The sequence below is a fragment of the Streptomyces sp. R28 genome (genome assembly GCF_041052385.1).
Taxonomy (GTDB): domain Bacteria; phylum Actinomycetota; class Actinomycetes; order Streptomycetales; family Streptomycetaceae; genus Streptomyces.
Genome location: NZ_CP163439.1, coordinates 8,675,292 through 8,689,334 on the forward strand (window position 1 = coordinate 8,675,292; position 14,043 = coordinate 8,689,334).

The 14,043-nt window shown below is 68.6% G+C and carries 16 protein-coding genes; 3 read left to right on the forward strand and 13 right to left on the reverse strand.

Annotation, left to right across the window (positions count from 1 at the left end; translation table 11 throughout):
• Positions 1-2: 2 nt before the first annotated feature.
• A complete protein-coding gene (locus AB5J49_RS37960; RefSeq protein WP_369173384.1) occupies positions 3-914 on the reverse strand; it encodes a hypothetical protein in 912 nt (303 codons plus the stop codon).
• 50 nt (positions 915-964) lie between these two features.
• On the opposite strand from AB5J49_RS37960, the gene AB5J49_RS37965 reads away from it, so the two are divergent.
• The 3 genes from AB5J49_RS37965 (at position 965) to manA (ending at position 3,797) form a co-directional block, all read left to right on the forward strand.
• Positions 965-1,387: a hypothetical protein gene (locus tag AB5J49_RS37965; RefSeq protein WP_369173385.1), complete on the forward strand. Its 423-nt coding sequence runs from the start codon at positions 965-967 to the stop codon at positions 1,385-1,387.
• A gap of 37 nt (positions 1,388-1,424) precedes the next feature.
• The gene (locus tag AB5J49_RS37970; RefSeq protein WP_369173386.1) at positions 1,425-1,928 is read left to right on the forward strand and encodes a hypothetical protein; all 504 of its coding nucleotides are present in this window, start codon (positions 1,425-1,427) and stop codon (positions 1,926-1,928) included.
• 684 nt (positions 1,929-2,612) lie between these two features.
• On the forward strand, positions 2,613-3,797 hold the full coding sequence (gene manA, locus AB5J49_RS37975; protein ID WP_369173387.1) for a mannose-6-phosphate isomerase, class I: 1,185 nt from the start codon (positions 2,613-2,615) through the stop codon (positions 3,795-3,797).
• Between the two features lie 49 nt (positions 3,798-3,846).
• On the opposite strand, the gene AB5J49_RS37980 is transcribed toward manA, so the two are convergent.
• The 12 genes from AB5J49_RS37980 to AB5J49_RS38035 form a co-directional block, all read right to left on the reverse strand.
• Positions 3,847-4,488 (reverse strand): hypothetical protein, encoded by a 642-nt coding sequence (locus AB5J49_RS37980; protein WP_369173389.1) that lies wholly within the window; start codon positions 4,486-4,488, stop codon positions 3,847-3,849.
• A 50-nt stretch (positions 4,489-4,538) separates the two neighbouring features.
• Entirely contained in the window at positions 4,539-5,657 is a 1,119-nt protein-coding gene (locus AB5J49_RS37985) for an insulinase family protein (RefSeq protein WP_369173390.1), read from the reverse strand.
• Positions 5,658-5,670: 13 nt separating this feature from the next.
• On the reverse strand, positions 5,671-6,330 hold the full coding sequence (locus AB5J49_RS37990) for an HAD family hydrolase (RefSeq protein WP_369173392.1): 660 nt from the start codon (positions 6,328-6,330) through the stop codon (positions 5,671-5,673).
• Positions 6,327-6,521 (reverse strand): (2Fe-2S)-binding protein, encoded by a 195-nt coding sequence (locus tag AB5J49_RS37995; RefSeq protein WP_369173393.1) that lies wholly within the window; start codon positions 6,519-6,521, stop codon positions 6,327-6,329. Before AB5J49_RS37995 ends, AB5J49_RS37990 begins: the two co-directional genes overlap by 4 nt.
• A 1-nt stretch (position 6,522) precedes the next feature.
• Complete coding sequence (locus tag AB5J49_RS38000) at positions 6,523-7,854, reverse strand: aminotransferase class III-fold pyridoxal phosphate-dependent enzyme (RefSeq protein ID WP_369175393.1); 1,332 nt, start codon at positions 7,852-7,854, stop codon at positions 6,523-6,525.
• The gene (locus AB5J49_RS38005; protein ID WP_369173394.1) at positions 7,851-8,822 is read right to left on the reverse strand and encodes a hypothetical protein; all 972 of its coding nucleotides are present in this window, start codon (positions 8,820-8,822) and stop codon (positions 7,851-7,853) included. Before AB5J49_RS38005 ends, AB5J49_RS38000 begins: the two co-directional genes overlap by 4 nt.
• Positions 8,823-8,851: 29 nt before the next feature.
• The gene (locus tag AB5J49_RS38010; RefSeq protein ID WP_369173395.1) at positions 8,852-9,670 is read right to left on the reverse strand and encodes a formyltransferase family protein; all 819 of its coding nucleotides are present in this window, start codon (positions 9,668-9,670) and stop codon (positions 8,852-8,854) included.
• Positions 9,667-10,398: an alpha/beta hydrolase gene (locus AB5J49_RS38015; protein ID WP_369173396.1), complete on the reverse strand. Its 732-nt coding sequence runs from the start codon at positions 10,396-10,398 to the stop codon at positions 9,667-9,669. The genes AB5J49_RS38010 and AB5J49_RS38015 overlap by 4 nt, the downstream gene beginning before the upstream one ends.
• Positions 10,395-11,099, reverse strand: a complete 705-nt coding sequence (locus tag AB5J49_RS38020; protein WP_369173397.1) for a hypothetical protein — start codon at positions 11,097-11,099, stop codon at positions 10,395-10,397. Before AB5J49_RS38020 ends, AB5J49_RS38015 begins: the two co-directional genes overlap by 4 nt.
• Positions 11,099-11,776 carry a hypothetical protein gene (locus AB5J49_RS38025; protein ID WP_369173398.1) on the reverse strand — a complete coding sequence of 226 codons (678 nt, stop codon included), beginning with the start codon at positions 11,774-11,776 and terminating at the stop codon, positions 11,099-11,101. The genes AB5J49_RS38020 and AB5J49_RS38025 overlap by 1 nt, the downstream gene beginning before the upstream one ends.
• A 69-nt stretch (positions 11,777-11,845) precedes the next feature.
• The gene (locus tag AB5J49_RS38030) at positions 11,846-12,982 is read right to left on the reverse strand and encodes a hypothetical protein (RefSeq protein ID WP_369173399.1); all 1,137 of its coding nucleotides are present in this window, start codon (positions 12,980-12,982) and stop codon (positions 11,846-11,848) included.
• Positions 12,983-13,001: 19 nt separating this feature from the next.
• Complete coding sequence (locus AB5J49_RS38035; RefSeq protein ID WP_369173400.1) at positions 13,002-13,985, reverse strand: diiron oxygenase; 984 nt, start codon at positions 13,983-13,985, stop codon at positions 13,002-13,004.
• Positions 13,986-14,043 lie beyond the last annotated feature (58 nt).

Sequence of the window (14,043 nt, forward strand, 5' to 3'; positions counted from 1 at the left end):
TGTCAGAACTCCTTCAGCGCGGCGGCGGCCTGTTCGGGCGTGAGGTTGCGGACGTAGGGCAGGACTCGGTCGATCGAGCGCAGGGTGGTCAGGCCTGCGGCGGCCATCAGGGTGGGCAGGTGCATGCGGGCCTCAATGGCGTCGACGAGCCAGGTGGCTCGGGTCCGCCCCATGACCAGGGGTGGACTGCCTGGTGGTTTCTTGGTGCGGGCGAGAAAGTTGGTGACAGTGTTCGTGCCGCGGGCGTGGCTGGAGGGCCGGAAGAGGTAACGGGCTTCACCGGGGCGGGAGGCCCAGGAGGTGGCCTCGGTCAGGACCGGGGCCCAGGCAGTGCGGCACAGCATCACGCGGGCGCGCTGTCCGCGGACGGCGACGGCCACAGCGCCATTGGGTGCTTCGCGGATGTCGTGGGTGCGCAGCGGGATGATCTCGGGTGAGTCCAGGGCGCAACCGAAGCCGAGTGAGAGCAGGGTGAGCAGGCCGTAGCGGAGCTCGTCGGTGGGCTGGGCGCGGGCGTTCGCGTACAACTGGGCCTGCTCGGGCCGCGTGTAGGGGCGGGAGGAGTCCGAGCCGGAGTAGGCGGCAGGGTTGCCGGTGATCAGGTCGGGGCCGAGCAGGGCGCGGCGGAGCTTGTGTAGGCGGCCTCGGCGGTTGGAGCGGGAGGACTCCTCCAGGTGCAGGCAGCCGGTGGCCAGGTACCACTCGATCGCCTCCGGGGCGAGCAGGTGCTCGGCCTTCGTGGGACGTCCGCCGGCGTCGGCGTGTGCCGCGGCGTGTGCCAGAGCGCCGAGCCAGTCGCGGGCCTCCTTCGGCGTGGCCGGCTTGGCCTGGGCCACTGCGCGGCGGCAGTCGGGGCCGACACGGCCCCAGACGGGGCCGGGCAGATTGGGCCGGTAGCGCTCGATCGCGTCCATCGTGACTCTCCACCAGGAAAGGACCCCGGGCCCGCTCCGCCGCGGCCGTCGTGGTCCGCCCCGTCGTCATCGACCCGGCCGTCCGCCGCTTCCTGCTGCTGCCCGTCAGGCACCGGGACGCCAAGTGCTGGTCGGTGCCCGTCGTGCCGGTGCGTGCAGGCGAGCCCTACTGCCGGGCCGCGGTGCGCTACCTGCGGTCGCTGACCGGCCTGCCCGGTCTGCTGATCGCGCCGGTCGTCGGCGTGCTTCCGGCCACCGGCGCGCGGCGCCGCATCGCATACGTCGTCCTGGCCCGACCGGTCACCGGAGCCTGGCCGCAGAACGCACCTGCCCTGCTAGGGGAGGGCGCGCGCTGGTGGAGCACGGCCCAACTGCGTGACGCAGGCGTGCGGGTGGAACCCGACACGCTGCCGCTGCTCATGGACGGCTACTGGGAGGGATGGCTGCCCGACGGAGAGGTCTCACTCGAGTGAGTTCCTCTGTGCCTATCGCGATGAGGGAGAGCGGAAAGTGACGCTGCACGCCATTGAGATCACCCTGACCCGAGCCGTTGGGACCGTCGAGCTGAAGGCGGCGCAACAGGGAAGTCGTCTGCCTCTGGCGGCTTGCAAGGACCACACACGCCTGGTGGTTCTCGTGTCGGCGAAGAACGAACACAAGGCGATGAGGAAGATCTGGCAACGGCTGGACGACACACTGCCCATCGACGTGCTCTGCAGCCTGTTCCCCAGCTCTGACGGGCAGTACCGCATGAGCATTCCGATGACCGAACAGGCATGGCAACAGATCCGCGCTCAGGCCGCTACCGCGGGACAGAGTCCGGAGGACCACCTGCGGGAGGCCGTCGCCCAGGCCCTCGCCCGAGACCGGTCCACACGCCGGTCGAGGCTGGACTGTCAACTCAGCACCCTGCTCAGCACGTTCACTCCTGAGGAGATCACAGCGGCGGCAGCGCGGCGGATCCGACCGCCTGGCTGCCCGCCGGACGGACCGTACGGGAGCCGCGAGGAATAGTGGTCTCATGGCCCCTCCAGCGGGACGCATCGGCTGCCGGACCGGATGCGGCGTGTACGAATCGGTGCACCTTGCGCGGGCTCGGACGTCCACGTCGCCCGCACCAGGGGGCATTCCCAGCGCTGGGCCAACCCGAGCAGGAGGGCAGAGCGTTATGTGGCGGCGGCTGCAGGCGTCGCCGAGATCTACCCCTGGTCAGGTTGTCGGCGCTGGCTGAACGCAGCCGTCGTCGTGAGAGGTTCCCCCCGTTGCACGGGAGTTGCTGTTCAGATGGGGTGTTCACGAGTACCGCTGACCAGCCATGACAGAAGTGGATGAAGATCGCTTCCCATTCGACCGGAGATCGTTTCCCGGTGTTGTGGCGTGTCCAGCCAGTATTGGGTGGAGTTCGAGTGGCTGCGCACGGCAGAGTGGCGCGGTAGCTGAGCTATGGGCACACACCTTGACCTGGGCGGAAGCGGATCCGTTGCGGCATCCATTCGAGCTGGACAAGGGTATGGCGAAGGAGTTGGCCGATCTTGTCGCACTCGTGCTGCCCCACGCGAGGCGGCCGACGCTCGCTGGATCCTGTTGTCAACGGCCAAGGAGATGCCCAGGTGGGTGGGCCGGCGGGCCTGCGGCTGGAACTGGTCCGTGGGAGCCCTGCCCCTCGTGCCACCTGTGCAATCACAGTACGTTGTTCTAATGGATCTTCTTCAACCTGTCGTCCAGCCGTACGCCTGGGGCTCCAGGCATGTCATCGCCGATATCCAAGGGCGTCCGACACCGTCTGCGGGGCCAGAGGCCGAGTTGTGGATGGGGGCGCATCCGTCGGCCCCCTCCGGGGTCATCCGGGGCGGAAGGGAGACAACGCTCGATGCCGTTGTGGCCGCGGATCCCGGGCTGGAGCTCGGGGCGGAGTGCCAGGGGCGTTTCGGGGGGCGGCTGCCCTTCCTTCTGAAGATTCTCGCTGCTGAGACCGCACTGTCGATACAGGTGCACCCCAACCGGGCTCAGGCCGAGGCCGGGTTCGCCGCGGAACAGGGGCAGGGGGGTACGCGGACCTACGTGGATGACTGGCCGAAGCCGGAGATCCTGTGCGCACTGACGCCGTTCGAAGTGCTGGCCGGGTTCCGGGATGTCCGCGAGGCTGCTGACATACTCGGCGGGCTTGGGCTGGCAGAACTGCGGCCGGTGAGCGAGGCACTACGTGACGGTGGCGGACCGGAGCGCGTGACGGAAGCGTTGCGGTTGGTGCTGACCTGGCCCGAACAGGAGAGGCCCGGACTGCTTGACGCGGTCGTGTCGGCCTGCGCGCGGCTCGCTGAGGAAAGCGGTGCGCACATGGCCGCGTATGACGCGGTCGTACGGATGGCTGTCGATCACCCAGGTGACATCGGGCTGCTCGCGTCGCTGCTGTTCCGGCACCTGATATTGAATCCGGGGGAGGCGCTCTTCATGCCTGCCGGGGGACTGCATGCCTACATCAAAGGTGTTGGCGTAGAGCTGCTGGCCAACTCGGACAATGTACTGCGCGCCGGTCTGACCCCGAAGCACATGAACATCCCCGAACTGCTCCGCATCGTCGATCCGACGGTCGATGTGCCGGTGTTGCAGCCGCGGGTGTTGCCTGGATCGTCGGCCGTGGCGGTGTACGACTCCACGGCACCGGAGTTCCGGCTGTACCAGTTCAGCCTCCGTGGCGAGCTGGTCGATGTCCTGGACGGCGGGCCACGGATTGTGCTGTGTGTGGAGGGCGACGCGGTGCTGCGAGATGCCGGTGGCTCCGAGGTCAAGCTCGGCCGCGGCGAGTCGTGTTTCCTGTCGGCCGCGGACGCGGCGGTGACCGTCATGGGTGAAGCGACTCTCTTCGTGGCGACCGTCGGCTGAGGCTCAGTACGTCCGGGGTGTCGGCCGGCCGACACCCCGGACGTACCTCTCAGCGGTCGATCACGCCGGAACGCAGGGCAAGTTCGCGCACTTCCAGCAGGCGGTCCTTCGGCATTTCGACCTGTTCAACAGCGACCTTGTTCTCGGTCGCTCGGCCGCCCTTCCAAATGATCGCCCCGTTCTGCGCGGTGCGCAGCGACTCCGCCTTCAGCCGCGGCCCCTGAATCACCAGGGAGAAGGTATTCGTCGCCGAGGTGACTGAGTGCACCATGTGCTGGTCGATGGCGTACGAAGAGCCCTCGCCCTCGGTCCGGATGGTGCTGGGTACCAACGGCTTGGGATGCTCGACGTCAAGCTGGGCCTTCACATACGACTCGGGCCCGTACAGGCGGTGCAGGTACCGGCCCTTGAGAATCCGGGTGTGGAAGGGCCAGCGGTGGCTGTGCGGGAAGTGAGTTCCCTGATCGAAGCGGTGGAGACGGATGCGGAGCATACTGTCGGGGTCGTCGAACAGCACGATCCGGTCGCCCCACCACTGTTGTTCCGACAAGCCCAGCAACTGGGTGTCGTCCAGGGCGTTGTCGATCAGCTCCCGCAGGGCGCCTGGGGATCCGATCATGTGAGTCACCTGGCCGGCTACGTGCTCGGCCACCTCGATCCGTGACCAGTCGAGCCTCTGCAGCCGGGTCAAATCACGATCCATCTCTCAACTCTCCAAGTTTCCGTCGGTCAGGGGGCCATTCAGACGACCGCGACCGAGTAGGTGCGGAGCACCCTGGCGGCTGCCGATGCAAGCCCTTCCGGGGTCACCTGCTCCAAGCGCTGCGCCCGGTCGCCGGGCACACTGCCGTCGAGAGCTTCGATGGCGGCTCGGTATGAGGCGAGCGGCACGTCGGATGCCTCGGCTGAGGCCCGCTCGCACGCGGCTGTCCGGGCCGTCAGGAATGCCGCTTCGCCGAGGCGGCCCGCCGCGGTAAGTTCCAGCAGCTCGCGGATCAGGGATTCCGCCGTGGCGACCCACTCGGTGTCGAGGTCCAACTCCACCTGAAACAACCCACAGTCCTGGTAGCCCTCGTACGTGGCCTCGAGGACACAGCGGATACCGAAATCGGTGTTCAGGGTGTGCCAGAGGACCGAGGCCTCCCCGTCGCCGAACAGTTCAGTGAGCACCGCAAGGGCGAGTGCGGCCGGTTCCGTCCGGGCTGCGGCGATGCCTCCGGCCGCCACCCGGGCGCGGGCTGATTCGGCGGCGGCGCGCAGGTTGAGGCCGCCGATCGAAAAGACTTCCGTGGGGGGCGCCTCACGCTTCACGCCGCAGGCCGGTTCGGATGCCTGCGGCAGAGCGCTCTTCAGCGCCTCCAGCGCCCCGGGCACGAGCGTCTCTGGAGCGGCCACCACGACGACGGGAGTGCCGCTCGCCAGTACGTCCTGGTGCACCTTCGAAAGCTCCGGTGTCCCGGAATGGCTGGGGATCGGACGCGCCAGAGGGTGCCCTGCGAAGAGCATCTCCCTCAGCTTCGAACGGGCCGAGCCGCGTGCATCGTACGGCTGCTCGTTGACAACGGTCAGCGAAGGCCGGGCCACGGCCTCCAAGAAGACCGGCAGGCAATCCGCGACCGCGCCAGGGGGCAGACAGCACCGGAAAGTGAGCGTCTCGTACCCGACGAGAGCTTCGGCCACGGCGTCACGGGAGGCCAGAAAGGCCCCCAGAGGCGTGCCGTCCAGGCCCACTGCAGCGGTCAGCACACCGCGGGCCAGCGGGTCGAGAGCCGCGGCCGCGGCCTCGTCGCGGTCACGCACTCCGGTCGGTAGGACAAGGGTGACCGTCAGGTCGTCCTCGGCAGGTATCACCAGAAACATGGATCACGCCTTCTCATTCAAGTGCCGGTATGCCGACCAACCCGGGCAGCAGTGCCAGCGACGCAATGACGTGGTCGGCCTTGGCCAGTCGGTCAGCCGGCGTCGTCGCGGCGAATCCGACGACCCGCATCCCGGCGGCCCGCGCTGCCTCCACACCCAGCGGGCTGTCCTCTAGCACGAGCGCTCTCGCAGGATCGGCCCCCATCCTGGCCGCCGCGTGCAGGAACAGGTCGGGGGCCGGTTTCCCCGCAGTGACGTCGTCCACGCTGAACACCCGGTCTCCGAGCAGCGGCGACAGACCGGTCACCCTCAGCGTCAGCGCGAGCCGTTCACGGTTGGAGCTGGAGGCCACACAGAAGCGTATGCCGCTGGCCGCCAGCGACTCCAGGAGTTCGCGGGCCCCTGCTACCGGCCGCAGCCGTGTGCTCAGCGACGCCAGCAGGCGCTGCTGGTAGCGCTCTTGGAAGTCCGCGGGCAGTGGGCGGCCGGCCCGTTCCTCGGCCAGCTTCCGGACCCGGGCGAACGAGCCGCCCATGTACGTTTGGATGCTCTCCTCCAGCGTGGTGGGCAGGCCCGCCTCGGTGAGCATCTCCGCCAGGAGTCCATTGGCCAGACGCTCGGAGTCGACCAGCACTCCGTCGTTGTCGAAGATGATCAATTCGACCGGGCTCATCGGGGACTCATCCGCCCGTCCGGGGTGGCGAACTCCAGGAGCTCCTCGATATCGACCGCGCAGTCCCCGCACCCGGTATTCGCGCCGGTTGCCTCGCGTAGCGCCGGCAGATCGCGGTGGCCCAGCTCCACGGCCGAGAGAAGCTCCCCCTCGGTAACCTCCATACAGATACAGACCATCGGGTCGCCCATGTCATGCATGCGACTGCTCCGCTGCCAGAGCGCGGAAGGCGAGGTCCAGGACCTCGGCCATCTGGTCCAGCTCACCTGGGGTGATCACCAACGGGGGATGAATGTTGATCACATCGGGCGCCATGCCGGTCGAGGCGACCAGCAGACCCAGGCTGCGATGGGCGGTGGCGCACAGCTGCCTCAGGCGAGGGGCGTGCGCTCCCCGGAGCACGATGCGCGCAGTGCCGCCTGTGGCGTCCACGCGGTCGATGAGAGTGGTGTGGGCCTCGGCGATGGCGGTCAGTCGTGTGGTCATGCCGTCGGCCAGCGCGGCAACGTCCGACTCGACGTCCTTCCATGCCTCCCAGCGGTCCAGCACAGTGTCGACCACGGCTAGTGCGTGCGGGATCCCGACGTACGTCGACGAGTGGCTGCCGGGCGGGTAGTGGGCGGCATCGGCCAGCGGCTCTCGTGCCCAGACCGCGCTCAGTGCCGCGCCGCCGTTACTCAGTCCCTTACTGGTCACGACCACGTCGGGCTGGACACCTGCCAGCTGGAAGCCCCACCGCGGACCCACCCGGTACATACCGGTGAAGATCTCGTCAGCGATGACCACAGCGCCCTGGCGGCGCGCGTGGTCGACGGCTGCCCGGAGCAGGTTCGGGTCGGGGACCACCATGCCGCCCACATTCTGGACAGACTCAAAGATGAACGCCGAGACCTTGCGCCCGAAACCGGCACCGCCGACACCCGACAGTTCGGAGCCCCAGCGGGTCACCGCGCTGATGCAGCCGGTCCGGCAGCCGTCTGAGGACGCGGCCGTGTGCGGGCAGGTCCGGCAGTCGGGGCTGGGCAGCCGTACGACCTCCAGTCCCCAGGCGGCCAGTAGCTCGCGGTAGCGCGGACTGGAGCTGAGCATGCTGGTCACACCGGACCGGCCGTGGAAGGCGCCTTCGAACACGACGACGGTGCCCGGCCCGTTGGCGCTGAAGGCGATCCGCAGAGCGGTCTCCATGCCCTGGGCTCCGCCGAGGTCCAACTCGATGCGTCCCGGCGCCCCCAGCACCTCCGAGAACAGCCGCTCAAGGCGCTCCAGCACACCCAGCCGCAGGGGGGACTCACAGAATGACGGCAGGGCTGGCAGGTCGAGGCAGCGGCGGGCGGCCTCTTGCAGTATCGACGCGTCGTAACCCCAGGCCACCGTCCCGTTCGCGGCCTCGGCGTCCAGATAGCGGCGGCCGTCGTCGGCCTCCAGGAAGCAGCCGGAGCCTCGTACGAAGCGGGGCACCACAGCTGACCGGTAGATCAGGTTCCCCGCGCCCACGAACGGCGGCACCGCAGAACCGCCCATCACACTCGACAACTTTCTACCTCCTGCTCCGTAAGGAGCCGTTCATCGGTGTCCGCACGCCATGCCGCAGCCGAGGAGGTGGGCAGGATCGGGGCGACATCGTGTTCATTGCAATCGATCCACTGGGTGGCCACGGTGAGGACGTCCCACCGGGCGGCTCCGTCCGGCATCGCCCCCTGCCGCAGCTCCGCGAGCCATTCACCGACCTGCGCCGAGGTGCCTGCGCGCTGGGCCAGGGAGGCCCATCGTCCGGTGCCTTCGGACAGTCGGCTCAAGGCCGCGTACACGTCCAGATCATGCGCGGGAACCGCAGCGTGCACGGTGTCCAGCAGCGCGTGGGCGGGGTCGGTCTGCTGCGACCAGTCGGCAGCCTGTGGCCCGCTCCCGGAGAGCGCGCCACGGCACCAGTCCCAGCCCGTCTGGTATGAGAAGAGCTGGAGTTCGCGAATGACGTCCGCCGGATCGTCGGCGGTGTGGATGAAGTTGAGCAGGCCATTGACCCGCCCGATCCTGGTCCGCAGGTCCGAGTGTTGGGCGGCTTCGGGGTCGGCGGAGCCCTTGGCCGCAGTCAGCCGCACGCTGGCCGGCATCCAGGCAGGCCTTCGGGTGTCGTACAGCAGTACCAGCAGCGCAGGGCCGGAGCCGAGCAGGTGGTCGACCACGTCGATGCGTTGCGCGGAGGCCGCATTGAACTGGTAGCGCCACAACTCACGGGTGAGCAGGGGGTCGAACCGGATGGTCGTGGCCGCAGCCGGCAGCCATCCCTCGTCGCGGAGGATACCGAGGATCAGCTCGCATCGCCGGCCGGCGATGGCGTCCGGCTTCAGCACGACGAAGGTGAAGTCGTGGCTGCGGCGTAGCTCGGCCACGTCGGCGAAGCTGCGCAGGCCCTCCCGTGCATAAGTGTCGTAGCGGTAGACCTCGCGTTTGGCGGGATCCGCCGTCAGGGTGTTCAGTGCGGTTGCGGCCACCGCTGATCCGGGCGCCACCGATGCCGTCCTCATCCGAGCCTTCTTCCACCGAGGGGTGTGGGCCGGCCGTCGACCATGACGGCCCGGCTGCCGTCCGCATGCGTGTCCGCGCCGAGCGCCAGTCGCCCGGCCGCGAAGGCGCGCACGGTCCATTCCAGGCATGGCCGGTCACTCAGGGTCTTCTGGCGCAGCTCCTGCTCCCAGGCGTCTTCCGGCGTGGCCCGGCGTGCCTCGACGTCCACCGGCGGGCCCATGCAGAGGACCGCCCCTCCGTCCTGGGTACCGTCCACCACGAAGCAGGACGTGCGGGTCGCGGTGTGGCCCGCTGCCATGGCAAGCCGTACCGGGTCCTTGCCCACCAGCAGCCGCCGACCGGCAGCGTCGAGTACCGAGAGGTCCGCGGGATGCTGGTTGATCATGCGGCCGCGGAAGCGGTCGAGCAGGTTGCCCTCGATCCAGCGGTGGTACGCGAGCACGATCAGATCCAGCGCGCCGTGCTCCGCTTCCCAGGCCTCGATCCGTGCGTCGAGGGCGTCGTGCCAGGCCCGGGCGCGCTGCCGGTACCGAAGGAGACCCTCCCGCCCGACGGCTTGGGAGACGAACCCGCAGTGCGCGTCAAAGTCGCCGGTCCAGGTCTCCACGCCCGCGTCCCGAGCCACGTCCAGAGCCTTGGCCGTGCTGCCGTGGGAGGCGACCAGACACACGTCGAAGGTGTCCGGCTCCCGGTCCCGCATGCCAAGCAGGGTGCCCAGGTTCGCGCCGGTCGCGGAGACCAGGACGCCGATCCGCAGCGGCCCGGACGGCCGGACCGGTCCCAGCGGGGTGATCCGGTGCTGTGCAGCGCTCACGCCCGTGCTCCTGCGGATGCGGTGAGCAGCTCCAGCGTGACCGAGCAGCCCGGTCGTTCAGGGTTGACCAGGTGCATGTGGCGGGCTTCCGGAACCACGTGCTCCTCGGGTGCGAGGCCGTCGGCCCGCCAGCCGCCGAGCTGGACGTCCGTCAGCGCGTCAGGCACGGTCTGGTCGCTGCCCGCCCGTACGACGCTCAGCCCTGCCACGTCCGCGCGGTCCGGACGGGGCGTGGCCTCGGCGAGGGTGCCGCCCGCCGCGAGGTGCGCGCCCGTGAAGTGGCCCACGGCCCCGACGCCGACGCCGAGGGACGCGGCGTGCTCCAGGTGCACCACGGGGGCGAGGAGCACGAGCTCGCGCCCTGCGGCCCGGCCTGTCACCGCCGCCATCGCCAGGTGGGCGCCGGCCGAGTGGCCGGCGAGTACTGCCTCGTTCCATGCCGGGTCCTGCGCCGAGAGTGCCTCCAGTGCGAGCGCCCCGTCCTCGGCCGCGCCGGGCCAGCTGCCGCCGTCCCACACGGGCCGGTACTCGACGACGGCGACGGCGCGATGGCGACGTACCAATGCGATCGCCAGCGGTTCGAGGTCGCGGGCGATGCGGTCGTGGCGCCAGAAGCCACCGTGGAACAGCACGATGCGAGAATCCGCCGACGTGCCCCGCGGGTTGTACAGGTCGATGCGGTGCCAGGGGGACGGCCCGTAGCGCAGGACACTCTCGACGATGCTCACAGCACTCCGATCGCTTCCAGCCGTGTGATCCAGTGCTCGAAGCGCTCGTCACTCATCCGTACTTCGGCGCGGCGCTCCGCGGACTCGTCCGCGGCGCCCTCGCGCCACCAAACCTGGCCATCGTCCTTGCGAATCATGAAGGCGCGGCGCTTCTGTGCCGGGCTCTGGATCATCAGCGAGATGGTCTCAGGCTCGGTGATGGTGGTGTGCAGCTGCTCGTGGTGCAACGTGATGCTGCGTCCGGCGGGCTCCTCGCGTACGAAGTAGGGCCAGAAGCGGCTCACGTCCGCTGTCTCATCCAGCGGCTGGTCCGTCGCGTACAGCGTGTGCTCGTACGCGCCGCTGAGGATGTAGGCGGTGAAACTGAACCGGTGGTTGTGTACGCGCTCGTACTGGTCGGTGTTGGCCAGTCGCAGTCGGATCCGCAGCCCCTTGTCAGGAGCGTCCCAGATCACGATCTTGTCGTCGAGCGCGTGGCATTCGCATTTCTCGCGCAGCTCGGGAGTCCGGCGCACCCGGTCGACGAGCGTGCGCAGCAGAGCGCGGTCGTCGCCGATCCGGCGGGCGATGCGCTCGGTGACCTCGGCGGCCGCCTCTAGGTCGTCCCAGCGCACGGCGGGCAGGGAGTCCATGAAGGCGACAGCGGCGGCCTCGGTCACGTCCTCGCCGATCGCTGTGGTCGCGGTCATCGTCTCGGTCATCAGAGAACCTCCATCCCCTGCAGTCGCTGGGTCAGCTCGTCGAAGTACTGCTTGCTGATGCGCTTGCTGCCCCGGCGTTCGGCTTTCTCCTTGTCCTCGCCGAAGCGCCACCAGACCTGGCCGGTCTCCCGCTCGGTGATCAGCGAGCGCTCCTTCTCCGCCGGGCCGCGGAGGAACAACGAGACAGTGTCCGGCGTGGTGTAGGTCGTGTGGATCTCGCTGTGGTGCAGCGTGTAGCAGTTGCCCGCCATCTCGTTGGTGACGAAACGGGGTTCGACGCGCAGGTCGCTGTCGCGGGCGTGGAAGTCATCCTGAACGTTGTCGGGGATGTCCTCGGGGCGGCCGACCAGCTGATGGCGCACGTGTCGGTATCCGCCTCGCATGATCAGCGACGTGAACGAGAAGCGGTGGTCGTGCGGGCGATCGCGGTGGTCTTCGGTGGACACGTGCACGCGGATCCGGAATCCCCGCTCCAGGGCGTCGTAGATGACCAGCTTGTCCAGCAGCCGGTGGTGCTCACACTTGTCGAAGAGGTCCTCCTCCTCGCGGGACCGCTCCAGGAGCTCGCGCAGGGCATCCTTGTCCTCCGACAGGGCGAGCAGGATTTCTTTGGTCTGGGCACGCGCCTTCTGGAGGTCCGACCAGTCCACCGTGAGGCGGTCAAGTGCGTCCAACATGTAGTACTCCTTACTTGCGTTCACGTTCGGAATGGGGCGGGGCAAGGCACCCGGTCGGCCTTCGCCGGATCAGCCGGCGGCGGATTCTGCTCCCACGGTCAGTTCCGTCGGGGCGCTGGTGCCGAAGGCGCGGTGGGCAGTCCCGGCCACCAGCTGCCACAGCGGCGCGTCCGTGACGCCGATCTCGCGCGCGTTGCGCATCTGACGCGCCAACGGTTGCGAGCCTGCGGCGACGATGCCGCCGTCCTGATACCAGAGGCCGTTGTCCTCGGTCTGGTGGAGGGCCTGCCCGCCGATCCGAGCCGAGTCGCAGCGGTCGGTCATCATCATGGAGTTGCCGTAACCCATGAGTTCGACCGCCCTGCCCGCGATCTCGAGATCCACGTGCTCACCGTCGAAGTTGATGCAGGCCGCGATCCGGCCGGCCGCCGCTTCCTGCATGATGGCGGCGGGTACCGGCCCGGCGATCCGGTCCATGTCGGCCAGTGTCCAGCCCGGGAGGTCGTACGCGGCGAGGGTGCTCTCCCTCTTGGCGCGGGCGGCGGAGGTCCGGAAGGCGTGCCGGATGTTCAGCGGCATGTCATTGAAGAGGTGGTCGGTGATGACCCGGGTTCCCGAGCCGTTCCACTCGCTCCCCCAGGCCAAGTCCACGATGTCGTGGACCAGTTCGGCGGCGCCCTTGGGCTCGTCACGGGTGAAATGGCCCAGTGCGGGCCTGATCCCGTGCGCCATGAGCAGCGGCACGATCCATTCGAAACGGGGGTGCCGGTCGTCCAGGTTGTCGTGGAGCCCTGACGCGGCAGTGAAGGCGTCTGGGCTCACCACCGTGTAGACCAGGCCGAGCTCGCCGAGGTTCGCTAGGCGCTCCCACTCGTGCCGTGTCGGGGCCCACACCGTCGCGGCGGGCGTGCCGCCGTGGCTGGCTAGCAGCGGCCCTTCCAGCGCGATGCCCACGATGTGCGGGATCCGTCCGGCCGTACGCATGGCGTGGTAACGCCGCATGAACTGCTCGAAATCTGCCAGCTTGGACTGCCGGAGGTAGAGCGTGGGAATGCAGGCGACATTCTCCTCGGCACATTTCCTGTCGAGCAGCAGGAGGTCGAGTGCACCGAATTCCGAGAAATCCACCTCGCCGAATCCATGGCAGTGCACTTCGACCGGAAGCCCCAGGCCCTCGCGCCGATCTTCCACAATAACGTTGCCCATTGCAGGCCTTCTCTCTCTGTTACGCGACGATCCCGAGGCGTCGCATCTCTTCCGCTGCCTCCGGATCGTCGAATGCACCGAGTGCTTCGAAGTACCTGACGGTCTGCCGCGACGTGGCTGCCAGGTGGTCTCCGACCGCCTCCCGTGTGTAGGTCTCCGCGACGACGTGCTCCGCCTCGTCCCGGCTCAGGCCGTACCCGGCGAGCTCCTCCCGGACGGCCGGCAGGTCGGGCTGCAGGAAGGTCTCGATCAGTCGCGGGACCAGCAGGCCTGACCTGCGGCGCTCCGAGGCGGACAGCTGTCCCCACAGGTATCGCAGGAAGGCGGCGAAGTACGCGTGGTGCCGTCCTTCGTCCGACGCGTGGTCGCGGACGGTACTGCGGACCGCCGCGACGACGTCGGACCGCTCGGGGACTTCGGCGAGGCTCGCGGAGATCAGGGTCTCCGAGACGATGACGAAGAGCATTTCGGCGAGCGCCCGGTCCTGGGAGGGGAGTTCCTCCAGGATTTCACGCAGCCGCACCAGGAAATACGGCTCGTCGGGCAGCCGCGGAACAACCCGCGTCCGCTGCTGCACCTGCCGGGACAGATCGGCCGAGAAGAGGGTGTGGTAGGCCTCGTCACAGTAGATCTTGTAGGCGTCGAACCGCATTTCCTCCGGGAGCTCCACGCCGACGGAACCTTGTGCGATCCCGAGCACGGTGCGGTTGACCACTACGTATTCCAGACGTGCAGTGAAATCGAGATAGCGGTAGAGATGCTGGACGAGCACTTCCTCGAAACAGCCGGCCGGGAGCCCCTTCACCAATGGGTGGTGCGCGATGGGGACGAGGTCGGGCGAGAAGTAGTAGCGCTCCTGCTCGTCGCCTTCCAACACCCGCCGCGGCGCCTGCCGCACCCCGGCCCGCTCGTACCAGTTGCCAAACGGGCTTCGATACTCGGTGTCGGCGGTCTCCACCAAGTCCTTGGGCTGTGCTTCGCCCGCCTCCGGGCCCGAGCGCATGAGCAACTGCTTGGGACAGTAGGACAGAGCCGTGCACCCGACGAACATGCCGACTATG

Excerpts from the sequence above, each read along its gene's own strand:
- AB5J49_RS37960 (WP_369173384.1), bottom strand. The coding sequence starts at position 914 with ATGGACGCGATCGAGCGCTACCGGCCCAATCTGCCCGGCCCCGTCTGG.
- manA (WP_369173387.1), top strand. The coding sequence starts at position 2,613 with ATGGATCTTCTTCAACCTGTCGTCCAGCCGTACGCCTGGGGCTCCAGG.
- AB5J49_RS37985 (WP_369173390.1), bottom strand. The coding sequence starts at position 5,657 with ATGTTTCTGGTGATACCTGCCGAGGACGACCTGACGGTCACCCTTGTC.
- AB5J49_RS37990 (WP_369173392.1), bottom strand. The coding sequence starts at position 6,330 with ATGAGCCCGGTCGAATTGATCATCTTCGACAACGACGGAGTGCTGGTC.
- AB5J49_RS37995 (WP_369173393.1), bottom strand. The coding sequence starts at position 6,521 with ATGGGCGACCCGATGGTCTGTATCTGTATGGAGGTTACCGAGGGGGAG.
- AB5J49_RS38020 (WP_369173397.1), bottom strand. The coding sequence starts at position 11,099 with ATGACCGAGACGATGACCGCGACCACAGCGATCGGCGAGGACGTGACC.
- AB5J49_RS38025 (WP_369173398.1), bottom strand. The coding sequence starts at position 11,776 with ATGTTGGACGCACTTGACCGCCTCACGGTGGACTGGTCGGACCTCCAG.
- AB5J49_RS38030 (WP_369173399.1), bottom strand. The coding sequence starts at position 12,982 with ATGGGCAACGTTATTGTGGAAGATCGGCGCGAGGGCCTGGGGCTTCCG.
- AB5J49_RS38035 (WP_369173400.1), bottom strand. The coding sequence starts at position 13,985 with ATGCGCTCGGGCCCGGAGGCGGGCGAAGCACAGCCCAAGGACTTGGTG.